General features: G+C 51.7%; 12 protein-coding genes. 5 read left to right on the top strand and 7 right to left on the bottom strand.

From position 1 onward, the window contains the following. The first annotated feature begins 19 nt into the window (after window positions 1-19). From IPK30_02065 to IPK30_02055, 3 genes are read left to right on the top strand one after another with little or no spacing between them, the layout of a single operon-like run. Complete coding sequence (locus IPK30_02065; GenBank protein MBK8102107.1) at window positions 20-1,342, top strand: homoserine dehydrogenase; 1,323 nt, start codon at window positions 20-22, stop codon at window positions 1,340-1,342. A gap of 14 nt (window positions 1,343-1,356) precedes the next feature. After that, window positions 1,357-2,751 carry a threonine synthase gene (locus tag IPK30_02060; GenBank protein MBK8102106.1) on the top strand — a complete coding sequence of 465 codons (1,395 nt, stop codon included), beginning with the start codon at window positions 1,357-1,359 and terminating at the stop codon, window positions 2,749-2,751. 27 nt (window positions 2,752-2,778) lie between these two features. After that, complete coding sequence (locus IPK30_02055; protein MBK8102105.1) at window positions 2,779-4,416, top strand: hypothetical protein; 1,638 nt, start codon at window positions 2,779-2,781, stop codon at window positions 4,414-4,416. A 1-nt stretch (window position 4,417) separates the two neighbouring features. Here IPK30_02055 and IPK30_02050 read toward each other — a convergent pair whose 3' ends face one another. Together IPK30_02050 and rpe are read right to left on the bottom strand one after the other, a co-directional pair. Next, window positions 4,418-4,885, bottom strand: a complete 468-nt coding sequence (locus IPK30_02050; protein ID MBK8102104.1) for a nitroreductase family deazaflavin-dependent oxidoreductase — start codon at window positions 4,883-4,885, stop codon at window positions 4,418-4,420. Between the two features lie 20 nt (window positions 4,886-4,905). Next, the gene (gene rpe, locus IPK30_02045; GenBank protein ID MBK8102103.1) at window positions 4,906-5,574 is read right to left on the bottom strand and encodes a ribulose-phosphate 3-epimerase; all 669 of its coding nucleotides are present in this window, start codon (window positions 5,572-5,574) and stop codon (window positions 4,906-4,908) included. A gap of 84 nt (window positions 5,575-5,658) precedes the next feature. On the opposite strand from rpe, the gene IPK30_02040 reads away from it, so the two are divergent. Beyond that, window positions 5,659-6,498: a hypothetical protein gene (locus IPK30_02040; protein ID MBK8102102.1), complete on the top strand. Its 840-nt coding sequence runs from the start codon at window positions 5,659-5,661 to the stop codon at window positions 6,496-6,498. Between the two features lie 15 nt (window positions 6,499-6,513). Here IPK30_02040 and gnd read toward each other — a convergent pair whose 3' ends face one another. Both gnd and IPK30_02030 read right to left on the bottom strand, forming a co-directional pair. Further along, window positions 6,514-7,434 carry a decarboxylating 6-phosphogluconate dehydrogenase gene (gene gnd / locus IPK30_02035; GenBank protein MBK8102101.1) on the bottom strand — a complete coding sequence of 307 codons (921 nt, stop codon included), beginning with the start codon at window positions 7,432-7,434 and terminating at the stop codon, window positions 6,514-6,516. 10 nt (window positions 7,435-7,444) lie between these two features. Next, window positions 7,445-8,389, bottom strand: coding sequence for a folate-binding protein YgfZ (locus IPK30_02030; GenBank protein MBK8102100.1), 945 nt, complete (start codon window positions 8,387-8,389; stop codon window positions 7,445-7,447). A gap of 58 nt (window positions 8,390-8,447) precedes the next feature. Between IPK30_02030 and IPK30_02025 the strand changes: the two genes are divergently transcribed. Continuing rightward, complete coding sequence (locus tag IPK30_02025; protein ID MBK8102099.1) at window positions 8,448-8,693, top strand: succinate dehydrogenase assembly factor 2; 246 nt, start codon at window positions 8,448-8,450, stop codon at window positions 8,691-8,693. 11 nt (window positions 8,694-8,704) lie between these two features. Here IPK30_02025 and nadB read toward each other — a convergent pair whose 3' ends face one another. From nadB to IPK30_02010, 3 genes are all read right to left on the bottom strand, one after another. Further along, window positions 8,705-10,327 carry an L-aspartate oxidase gene (nadB, locus tag IPK30_02020; protein MBK8102098.1) on the bottom strand — a complete coding sequence of 541 codons (1,623 nt, stop codon included), beginning with the start codon at window positions 10,325-10,327 and terminating at the stop codon, window positions 8,705-8,707. A 152-nt stretch (window positions 10,328-10,479) separates the two neighbouring features. Further along, window positions 10,480-11,364, bottom strand: a complete 885-nt coding sequence (locus IPK30_02015; GenBank protein ID MBK8102097.1) for a restriction endonuclease — start codon at window positions 11,362-11,364, stop codon at window positions 10,480-10,482. A gap of 36 nt (window positions 11,365-11,400) precedes the next feature. After that, entirely contained in the window at window positions 11,401-12,339 is a 939-nt protein-coding gene (locus IPK30_02010) for a septal ring lytic transglycosylase RlpA family protein (protein ID MBK8102096.1), read from the bottom strand. Window positions 12,340-12,383 lie beyond the last annotated feature (44 nt).

The raw sequence follows: 12,383 nt of genomic DNA, 5'->3' as shown, positions 1-12,383 counted from the left end.
TTGTTTGAGAGGGTTTGTCGTGAAAAAAGTCACTGTGGGTCTGTGCGGCCTAGGAACGGTTGGTAGTGGTGTTTTTAATGTGATGGCGCGCAATGCGGCTTTGATCAACGCGCGCGCCGGTTGCGATGTGAAAATTGTGCATGTGGGTGCGCGCCGCGATCGCGAAGATTGCGATACATCCGATGTCACTTTGAGCCGCGATATTTTTGCGGTGTTGGAAGACCCAGCAGTGGACATCGTGGTCGAGTTGATCGGCGGCACGGATGCAGCGCGTGACTTGGTGCTGAAAGCCATCGAAAACGACAAGCATGTTGTCACGGCTAACAAAGCTTTAATTGCACATCACGGTGCAGAAATTTTTGCCGCCGCTGCCAAAAAACAAGTGGCGGTGGCGTATGAAGCGGCGGTGGCTGGCGGCATTCCCATCATCAAAGCCCTGCGCGATGGTTTGGTTGCGAACCGCATCGAATGGGTGGCGGGCATTATCAACGGCACCACCAATTTCATCCTCACCGAAATGAGTCAAAAAGGCAGTGCCTTTGCCGATGTGCTGAAAGAAGCGCAGCGTTTGGGTTACGCCGAAGCGGATCCCACTTTTGATGTGGAAGGCATCGACGCGGCGCACAAATTGGTGATTCTGGCTTCCATTGCTTTCGGTATGCCGCTAGAAATTAAAAAAATTTATACCGAAGGCATTACCACTATCACGCAAGAAGATATTCGCTACGCCGCCGAGTTGGGTTATTGCATTAAACATTTAGGCATTGCGCGCGAAAGTGCAGCCGGTGTGGAGTTGCGCGTGAACCCCACGCTGGTGCCGAGTGACAGTTTGCTCGCCAAAGTCGATGGCGCAAAAAATGCGGTGATGGTGATGGGCGATGCCGTAGGGCCTACGCTGTACAGCGGTGCCGGCGCGGGCAGTGAGCCAACGGCTTCCGCCGTGATTGCGGATATTGTGGATGTGGCGCGCGCCGTGTCGCACGACAAAACCAAATACGAACACCACTTGCCCGTGCCGTACATGGGCTTTGTGCCAGCGGCAATTCGTACGCGCGAAATTTTACCGATCACGCAAATTCACTCGGCGTATTACTTGCGTTTAGTGGTGACCGATAAACCGGGTGTGATGTCGGCGGTGACGCAATTGCTCAGCAATGTCGGCGTGAGCATCGAGGCGATTATTCAAAAAGAACCGCAACGCGGCAGCGCGCAAGTGAGCATCGTGTTGATTACTAATGTGGTGCAAGAATCTGCTATCGACGGCGTGATGGCGGATCTCGCGCAAAAAGATTTTGTGGTGGCACCAGCAATTAAATTGCGCGTTGAAGCGCTAGGCACTTGATTGGAAAAAATGCAATGAAATACATCAGTACACGCGGTAAAGCCCCTGCGCTCAATTTTGAACAAGTGTTGTTGACCGGCTTGGCCTCTGACGGCGGCCTGTATGTGCCGGAAACCTATCCGCAATTTTCTGCACAAGAGATCGCTTCGTGGTCTGGCTTGCCGTACAGCGAAGTGGCGATCAAAGTGATTTCGCCGTTTGTAGCGGGCTGCATTCCACAAGCAGAGTTAGAAAACATTATTCGCGAAACCTACACCACCTTTCGCCATCCCGCCGTCACTCCGCTGGTGCAACTCGGTAGCAATGAGTGGGTGTTGGAGTTGTTTCACGGCCCTACGCTGGCGTTCAAAGATGTGGCGCTGCAACTGCTCGGCCGTTTATTAGATGCCGTGTTAGCCAAGCGCCAAGAGCGCGTGGTGATTATGGGCGCCACGTCGGGTGATACTGGATCGGCCGCCATTGAAGGCTGCCGCCGCTGCGAAAATATCGACATTTTTATTTTGCATCCGCATCAGCGTGTGTCAGATGTGCAGCGCAAACAGATGACGACTGTGCTTGCGCCGAATATTCACAATATCGCCGTGCAAGGCAATTTTGATGATTGTCAGCAGATGGTGAAAGATTCTTTTGCTGATCAATCGTTTTTAAAAGGCAAACCGCTGGTGGCGGTGAATTCCATCAACTGGGCGCGCATCATGGCGCAAGTGGTGTACTACTTTTACGCGGCTGTGCAGTTGGGTGCGCCGCAGCGCGCCATGCAGTTTTCTGTGCCAACCGGCAACTTTGGCGATATTTTTGCCGGCTATGTGGCCAAGCGCATGGGTTTGCCAATTGCGCAATTAATCATTGCTACCAACCGCAACGATATTTTGCACCGCTTTATGAGCGGCAATCGTTTAGAAAAAACAGAATTGGCGCACACGCTGTCGCCCAGCATGGACATCATGATCTCCAGCAACTTCGAGCGCATGTTGTTTGAATTGCACGAGCGCGACGGCGCGGCGATTGCTAAATTGATGGAAGATTTCAAAAGCGGCGCGGTGTCGATTGCTGCCGCGCGTTTTGCGCAAGCGCGCGCATTGTTTGCCAGCTTGGCCGTGGACGACGAGCAAACTTGTAACACCATTGCACAGGTATTGGCAGAGAGCGAGTACCTGCTCGACCCACATTCCGCAATCGGTGTAGAAGCTGCGCGTCAGTGTCGCGCATCAAAAGATTTACCCGTGATTACCTTGGCTACCGCGCATCCCGCCAAATTTCCAGAAGCCGTGCGCAAAGCGGGTTATTCGCAAGATCCGCCGCTGCCCGCGCACATGAGTGATTTATTCGCGCGTGAAGAACGCTGCACGGTGTTGCCCAAAGATTTGCAGGCTGTGCAGCAGTTTATGACGGCCAACATTCGAGCCTAAGACAAGATGCTGCGCAGTGAGACAGGGATGTTTCTGCGCAACTTGCCCGCTGGGTTAAAAGTTTTTGCTGTCTTTTGGTTGGCGCTGGCGGTTTATTGGCAGTGGTTAGCGCACAGCGATGGCATCTTCGGTGAAATGTGGGACACGCTGCCTGCGTTTCGTCAGCTCGGTGCATTGAGTGCAGTAGAAATCGCACAAGAGCTGCTGCGCAAATACGCATTGGTGCATATTCTCGCCGTTCCCAAATTAGGTTTTTGGATCGATTTTTCCTGGTTTGGTGCATCCGGCCGCTTTATTCGCGCCGCATCTTTTTTGGTGTCATTTGCTTGCACTTGGTGCATGTGGCGCATTGCGCTGCGCGATTTCCAGCGGCCTGTAGCCTGCACAGTATTGGCGCTACTGCTGTTTTTTAATCCGCTGCAAACTTATGTGATCAATTGGGAAGTGTTGATACAGCATTATTTGGCTGTGTTGTTTGCATTGTTGGCGTATCTTTTGTATTGGCAAACTCCACGCCGTGTGTGGTTGCCCTGTATGTTGCTATTTTTGTCGGCGTTTTCTTGTGGTTCCGGTATTGCTGCCATTGCCGGTTTTTCTTTGTTGTTACTCGTGCAATGGCGAGAAGGCAAAAAGCTGCCCATTGCAGTGGTAGTGGGTTATGCCGTGTTTGTATTGCTGATGGCGTGCTTGCTCATGCCAGAGAAAAACAACAGCGCTTTGTTGCAACAGCCTAATCCGTTTTTTTGGCAAGCGCCGAATTTGTTGCTGCAATATTTGGCGTTCCCGTTCAGCGCCTGGGGTGATTGCCGCTGGCTGGGTGTGCTGATGCTGCTGTCTGTGGCGCACAGCGTATGGCGCTGCTGGGTTTTGCGAGTGGGAAACTTATCCGATCATATAGTGATTTTATTTTTTGGTATCGCCTGCATTATTGCTATCGGTCGCTATCAGTGGATGGGCTTGGATGCGGATGTCTCGCGCTACTATGTGTATATCGCGCCGCTGTGGTTTTTCTCGGCATTAAAGCTGCTGCAAATCAGAAATATTTTTTCTAATGGAATTGTGGTTTTTGTAGTGGGCGGCGTGTTGTCTGCCAGCATAGCGGCGTGGGCTGTACTGGGCGATTATTCCAACAAAATGGAGTTGGCCAAAGTGGTGGCCTTGAATGGCAATTTTCGCCATCTCGCTGGCTTGCGTGAAGATGCACTGCAGGGCTTGCCAGCAACCTTAGAGAATAGTCATGCGTATTTGCGTGAGCAAAATATGGATATTTACTACCAGCTTAAGCAATCCGTGGTTCCTACAGATGTGATTTGTAATGCTCGTCTTGAACGCAAAACACCTGTCAGCAAGAAAGCGTTTGTTGATTACATTCTGCAAGAAACCGATGGCGCTGCTCGAATTAAAAAGATTTATTTAACGGAGGGTAATAACGCCGTGCGCTATTACGGCACAGCTTTTGTGGCGGCGACGCATGTTTCTGGCTGGAGCATGCCCTTGCGTGCGGTGCGTTGGCGAGATTGGCCTCTGTTGTTGCCTGTGCAATGGCTGCCATTAGCGCAGCGCCGTTTGTTTGTGCATCTGCCTGCGTCAGTTAATCCAGATGCTTTGCAGTGGTGGGGTGAGGATGGGCGAGGCGAAATGTGTCGCTTGGTGCTTGCGCCGTAAGCTAGCGCGGCTCTAACACAAACAGCGGAATGTGACGCACGCCTTCTGTACGCGCGCGATATTCATCAAAGTCTGCGTAGATGGCTGTCAGTTTTGGCCACAAGACTTTTTCTTCTTCGGTGCTGGCAATGCGAGCACACATTGGTCGATTCACCGCGCCAATTTGAATTTCGCAGGCAGGTTTTTTCTGTAAGTTGAGCATCCACACCGGTGGTTTTGACATGCCACCTTTGGATGCTGCAATCACCACTGTTTCCCCTTGCTCTAAAAACAATAAAGGCGTGCGGCGAATCTCACCCGATTTATGTCCTGTGCTGGTGAGGATGGCAACCGGCGCACCGAGAAAGCGATTCCACACGCGACCGCCGGTGGCGCGATACACCGCCACTTGCCATTTGCCGATGTTGCGTATCAACCAACTGCCAAATTTTTCTTGGCGTTCGCTGTAGGGTTGAATGTTCTTGGTCATGGCGGCGTTTCCTTTTTTATTTATGCATCAGCGAGCGCAGCGCGCATGGCATCGATCACAGCTTTGTAGTCGGGTTTGTTAAAAATCGCGGAGCCGGCGACAAATGTATCCGCGCCCGCTTGTGCAATTTCAGCGATATTTTTTTCACTTACACCGCCATCCACTTCCAAGCGGATGTTGTAGCCGCTGGTATCAATCAGTGTGCGCACGGTGCGTAATTTGTCGAGAGTGGAAGGAATAAAGGATTGCCCGCCGAAGCCAGGGTTAACTGACATCAGCAAAATCATGTCGAGTTTATCCATCACATATTTCAAGCAGTCGGGAGAGGTGGCAGGGTTCAACACCAAACCGGCTTTGCAGCCACCGCTGTGGATGAGTTGCAGGGAGCGGTCGATGTGTTCGGAAGCTTCGGGGTGGAAAGTGATGTAGCTCGCACCGGCCTCAATAAAATCGCCGATGATGCGATCCACCGGTTTCACCATCAAATGCACATCGATGGGTGCCGTCACGCCGTACTTGCGCAGCGCTTTGCACACCATCGGCCCGATGGTGAGGTTGGGCACATAGTGGTTGTCCATCACATCAAAATGCACCACATCGGCACCAGCGACTAACACTTTGTCGACTTCCTCGCCGAGGCGTGCAAAATCGGCCGAGAGTATGGAGGGTGCTATCCAGAAATCGCGCATGGCGTCATCCGTTGGGGTGATGGAGCCTGTATTCTACTCGCAGAAGCGGGCAGTGCTGAACGTAAAAAAAGAGAGGTGTGACGATTGATTACCGCACAAGTCATTCGCAGCTTGCCGCTCAGTGCGGCGAGTGGTTTGGTGATACAGGGGCAGTATTTTTATGTGGTGGCGGATGACGCGCTGCATCTTGGTGTATTTCGTTTGGATGATGCAGATTATTTTCAGCCGCTGCGTTTGCTAGCTGGTGAATTGCCCGCTGAGAAAAAAGCGCGCAAAGCAGCAAAGCCAGATTTCGAAACTCTGTTGTTGTGGCCTGCATGCAGTGATTACCCTTTCGGCGCTTTGTTGGTCTTGGGTTCGGGTTCAACGGCACAGCGCCAGCAGGCTGTGTTGCTGCCGTTTGATGAACAGGGTGAGTTGTCGAATACAGTCATTACTTTGAATTTGGCGCCGCTGTATACGGCCTTGGCGCTGGCAGATTGCAATATCGAAGGCGCGGTAATTTGCGGTGAGCAGTTGGTGTTGTTGCAGCGCGGCAATCGACAACAAACCAGTGCATTGGTCATCACCAATACAAAAACATTTCCTGCGTCGAGTGATGTAAAAATGATTCCCGTGGCGCTGCCTGTGATAGATGGCATTCCCTGCGCGTTTACGGATGGTCTGTGTTTGCCCAACGGCAATATTTTATTTTCTGCGGTGGCGGAAGCGACCGATGACAGCTACAACGACGGTGCCTGCCTCGGCGCCATCATCGGCGAAGTTTCCCTGCAAGGAGATGTATTGCGTTATCAGCGCGTGTCTGGCACATGCAAAATCGAAGGCATCGCTCTAGCGCAAGATATGCAGCGCTTGTATGCGGTGACGGATGCGGATGATCCAGCCGTGGCGGCACAGTTGTTGTTTTTAGATGGGTGGCGTTAGTGGTGTTTGTGGCAATTATTTCTTTTCATGCTCAACTTTATGTCCACCAAACCCCTCGCGCATTTTGGCGAGCATTTTGTCGCTAAAATCATTTTTGCCTTGGCTGGCAAAACGCATCATTAGAGCGAGGCTCATCACGGGTGCGGGAATACCTTGTTCAATGGCTTCGAGTGCGGTCCATCGGCCTTCACCGGAGTCGGCAACGAATGGCGCAATATTGTCGAGTTGTTGATCCTGCTGTAAAAAATCGCCGCACAAATCGAGCAGCCAACTGCGCACCACGCTGCTGTGTCGCCACAATTCAGCAATCGCGGCGAGGTCGAGTTGAAAATCTTCGCGCGCTTTCAATAATGAAAAGCCTTCCGAGAGCGCTTGCATCATGCCGTACTCAATGCCGTTGTGAACCATTTTGGTGAAATGGCCGCTGCCTGTTGGCCCTGTATGCAACCAGCCGCGATCGGCGGCTGGTGCTAAAGTTTGCAACAAGGGTGTGATGGTTTTTATCGCTGCTGCGCTGCCACCGGCCATGATGCAGTAACCGTTCTGCAAGCCCCAGATGCCGCCGGAAACGCCGGCGTCCACATACTGCACGCTGGTGTTTTGATGAATTTTTTCAGCGCGCGCTAAGGAGTCTTTGAAATAAGAATTGGCGCCATCCACCAACACATCGCCGGCGGATAACAGTGGCAATACCGCGTCGATATGTTGTTGCGTGACAGCGCCTGCGGGCAACATCAACCACACCACGCGCGGCGCAGGTAATTGCTGTACCAATTGTTCGATAGAAGTAGCAGCGACAAGCCCGCATTCTGTGGCCAAAGATTTCGTTACATCGTGATTGCGATTAAAAGCGATCACATTGACGCCGTGTTGTTGCCAGCGGCGCGCCATATTGCCGCCCATGCGTCCTAAGCCGATCAAGCCAACAGTCGCCATGATGTCTCTCCTACAGTGTGTAAGGTAGTGTCAGAACAGTAATGCCCGATGTGTTTTCAAGATGCAAGGCGTGCTCTATCGCGTCGTGATTGATGACGGCTAATGCTTCCCAGTTTTTTTCGTCGATATTTTCTGCGTTGACAATATGTCCCACTGCTTGCGTGTTATTTTCTTGGAAAACAGCTGTATTGGGTAATGGCGCTGTGCCACTGCCGCTAATACGATACATCGCTTTTTTCAAAATACCGCGATACTGCATGCGCGCCACAATTTCTTGTCCGGTGTAGCAGCCTTTCGTGAAACTGATGCCTTCTTGTAATTGCAGGTTCAGCATTTGCGGAATAAATTCTTCGGTTGTCTCAGCATGCACAGAGCCGATGCCGTCGCGAATATCTAACCAGTGCCAGTAGTGGCTGTCGGCAATTTGTGCAGAGGCAGACAGCGCGCTGTCCACTGCAGCAGCCGATGCTTGTGGTATGACGCAGAGATAGCGCGGCGTTTGTGCGTTGATGCAAATCACACTGCCATTTTCGTTGCTGTGTTGAGCGTTCGATGCGTTGGGCGCGGCGCCAAACACTTCCGCTACGCGCTGTTGTGCTTGTGTGCCGCTGATGCCGCGCAACACATAGTCGCCGGATGCGTCACTGAGTTTTGCTTTGGAAAATACGATGTATTTAGCGAGTGATTTTTGCAGTGCTGCCAGTGTTGTTTTTGGCAGTACAAATAAATAACTGTGTTCGGCGTTTTGTAGCAGGCGGAAGCTCGCCACCATGCGGCCTTTGTGGGTGCAGTGCGCGCCGAGGCGCGATTGTTGTGGTGTAATGTCTTGCAGATTGCAGGTGATTTGTCCTTGCAGAAATTTCGCGCTGTCGATGCCGTTGATGGCGAGAAGCCCGAGGCTGTCATCCAGCGTACTGACAACGGTGGCATCTGATAAAGCGGCAAACTGACGCATGTGACAAAATCCGAAAGGTATAATGGCGACATTAAAGAACTTTCAGAGGCGTGCCGCAATGTCAGAAAAACATAATTTTCAGCGCGTGCGTTGGCACAGCAGGCGTGGGATGCTGGAGTTAGATTTGGCACTGGTGCCGTTTGCCGACAAACATTTCCAAGCGTTGCCGGAAGCGGATCAAGACGCGTATGTGAAACTGCTAGAGGCGGAAGACCAAGATTTGCTGGCGTGGCGTTTAGGTCACTCTGCACCAGAAAATCCTGATCTGGTGCGTATTCTGCAAATCATTAAAAACAGTCAGTGAATGATGCCGGTTTAATCGAGCCGCACATCTTGGCCGGCAAAATTGGTCGGCACTAAAATGGTATCGCGTGCGATGGGGCTGGTAGTCGGGTAATCGATGTTGTAGTGCAGGCCGCGACTTTCACGGCGCGACATCGCCGAGCGAATAATCAATTTGGCAACGATGGCGAGATTGCGCAGTTCGAGAAAATCACTGCTCACGCGGTAGTTGCTGTAGTACTCCAAAATTTCGCGCTGCAATACTTCCACGCGATTCAGTGCGCGCTGCAATCGTTTGCAACTGCGCACAATGCCGACGTAATCCCACATGAAGCGGCGCAACTCGTCCCAGTTGTGAGAAATCACTACCGCTTCATCGGAATCAATCACGCGCGAGGCATCCCAATCCGGTGCGGTGGTCGGCGCAGTCACTTGCTCCCAGCGCTGCGCAATATCGTGCGCGGCAGAACGCGCATACACAAAACATTCCAGCAGCGAATTGCTCGCCATGCGGTTGGCGCCGTGCAAACCGGTGCAAGAAGTTTCACCGATGGCGTACAAATTGCTGAGGTCGGTGCGACCGCGTTTGTCCACTACCACGCCGCCGCAGGTGTAATGTGCAGCGGGAACGACGGGGATAGCTTCTTTTGTGATGTCAATGCCGTATTGCAAACAGTTTTCATACACAGTGGGAAAATGTTCGCGAATAAAATCCGCGGCTTTGTGACTGATATCGAGCAGCACAAAATCGATGCCGAGGCGTTTCATTTCATGATCGATGGCGCGCGCCACAATATCGCGCGGCGCCAATTCCATGCGCTCATCAAAACGCGCCATAAAACGCTCGCCAGACGGCAATTTGAGATGTGCGCCTTCACCGCGCAGCGCTTCGGTCATCAACAGTGATTTGGCTTTTGGGTGAAACAAACAAGTGGGATGGAATTGATTAAATTCCATATTCGCCACGCGACAGCCGGCGCGCCACGCCATCGCAATGCCGTCGCCAGATGCGCTATCGGGATTGCTGGTGTACAAATACACCTTGCTCGCGCCGCCGGTGGCGAGCACCACAAAGCGCGCATGAAACACTTTCACTTCATTTTTTTCGCTATCAAATACATACGCGCCAGTGCAGCGCATTTTCCCGCTGTCAGCGTCGGCTTGCACGATCAAATCAATCGCCAAATGATTTTCAAACACGGCGATATTTTTTTGTGCGAGCGCTTGTTCACTTAATGTGCTAGATACGGCGCGCCCAGTGGCGTCCGCGCTGTGAATAATGCGGCGTGTGCTGTGACCGCCTTCGCGCGTGAGGTGAAACTCGGTGCCGCCCGGTTCGCGCGTGAAATCCACACCGATATCGATCAACCATTGAATGCTGTCGCGCCCGTTTTCCACGGTAAAACGCACCGCATCTTCATTGCATAAACCAGCACCAGCGACGAGGGTGTCGGCGATATGCGCTTCCGTAGAATCGTTGCTGTCCAACACCGCCGCAATGCCGCCCTGCGCGTAGCGCGTGGAGCCATCTTGCACATGGCCTTTGCTGATGACGGCAATGCTGCCTTTGTCAGCGAGATTTAGCGCGAGCGTTAAACCCGCAGTGTCGCTGCCGATCACGAGGACATCGTGGTGTAAATGTGTCGAGGTGTGCATGGGGAGGTGGTTGATGATGTGGAAATTAGGTGGTGGAAATGATATCAGGCTGCCGGATAGTCTGCTGTCGGTAGTGACGGTAAATTCTATATAAGATTAATCACACTATACATATACCTATTTGTGTTGAGATGGGTGTCTGTTTAGTTGAATTAGACTTCTTCTGAGTCAAAGAAGTCGTTATCGAGAGCTTTTATTTCGTATTGCTCTTTTATTTGAACGCCCACATTAAATTTATGCATTAAATCTACAAGTTTCGAGCCTTCAATAAGAATGATGGTGTGGTGTGCGTCTTTTGCTTTCGTTTTTGCTTTGTCGTCGAAGCTGGAAGTTGTAACAAATATTCCTTTTCGCGTATCGCCACTCATCGCCCCAATAAAGTTGCGAATGTCGGTTTCTCTTACTTTATTTTCGTTATAACGCTTCGCTTGTATGTATATTTTTTCAAGCCCTAGCTGGTCTTCATTGATGATTCCGTCAATACCGCCATCTCCAGATTTGCTGGTTTCTATGAAATCTCCGTATCCCATTTTATTTAGAAGGATAAGAATGATTCTTTCAAAGGTATAAGGGTCAATTTCTTTTAACTTTGCAAGCAACTCTTCTTTGACTTTTCTCTCTATTTCTTCAAATCCGGCATCTATTAAGTCTTGTGGGCTTGCTGAGTTTTCAATGCCTATTTTTCCTTTTGAGGAATTCTCTGGTTCATAAAATGAAATAACATTTTGCTGTAGTGCATCAAGGGTGCAGGTCTCGCTGCTCGCGGCTTTGCCTTTTTCTGTGATTTGTACAAGGCCTCTTTGAGGGAAATGCACCATCCCTCCTTTTTTTAGATACGATTTTCCCCAGGCGATTCTGTTCTCTATTAGCCTGCCGCCGCTTTTCATTGTCTGTTCTAGGATGTGCTTCGGAAGGTTGGAGTAGTATTTTTCTTCTACTCTTCGCAAGAGTTCTCTTCCGCTGATGATTTCTCCGCTTCTGAGAGTTTCTAAAATTGGCAGAAATGTGTCGTTGAACTTTGGAAGATCAGCACTCATTTTTTGTCCTTGGGGTTTTTGGTGTCATCTGTACATCTAAAAATAAACCACCTGTGGTTTGGGTAAATCGCGCTGCATCAACAGCTCGCTGATGTTGCGAATTTCGGCGGGGTCTAAAGGCCCAATACGCACTTTGTAGAAGCCACCGATGCTGTCGACATTCACGGCTTGGCCGGTCAAGGTTTTCAACTGATCGCGCAGCGCAAAGGCAGAATCTTGATTACGAAATGCGCCGGCTTGCAGATAAGCGCTGCCGGTTGCGGTAGGTGTTTTTTGTGGCAAATCGTGACTGTTCGTTGTGCGTGCTGACGCTGCAGCAGATTTTGTTTTTGTGCTGTGAAGGCGATCTCTGGCGGCCTCTCCTGCGGCGTAGTCGTAGTTACTGGGGTCTATGGCTTCAAGGCGTACGGTGGCGGTGCCGCTGCGCACGATGTCGAGTTTCACCGCGGCGGCGTAGGAGAGATCCATGATGCGTTCGGAGTGGAAGGGGCCGCGATCGTTTACGCGCACGATGGCCGTGCGGTCATTGCTCAAGTTGGTGACGCGCACATAACTGGGGATGGGCAGGTTGCGGTGCGCGGCGCTCATTTTGTACATGTCGTAGATTTCGCCGTTAGAGGTTTTGTAGCCGTGGAATTTTTTGCCATACCACGACACTTTGCCGGTGGCGGTGTAGCCGTTGCTCTGGGGCATCACTTGATAGGTTTCGCCGAGCACGGTGTAAGGCGATTTATTGCCACCGGCGGAGCGCGGTTCCAGTTTTGGCACGGCATCGGGGATGTTGTCTGGGTCGAGGATACGGCCGTCATCCGGCAGGCTGTCTTGATCTTGCGCGTAGCGGCCACCGCTGCTGCCGCCGCTAGTGCAGGCAGTAAGCGTTAAGACAGACATAGACACCAGCACCGCGCCGAGGAGTCTAGGCAGAGTGGGAGTGTGGTTGCAGGGGAAATGGCGTTGCCAGTTCAGGTTGCTCATCACGATGGGCTCCGTAAGCGTGCGGGGCTTGCTGTGCGATCGCC

The sequence above is a fragment of the Cellvibrionales bacterium genome, assembly GCA_016713115.1.
Lineage (GTDB): Bacteria > Pseudomonadota > Gammaproteobacteria > Pseudomonadales > UBA7239 > UBA7239.
The sequence above is the reverse complement of the archived record's forward strand: the minus strand, read 5'-3'. Positions and strand labels throughout refer to the sequence as shown.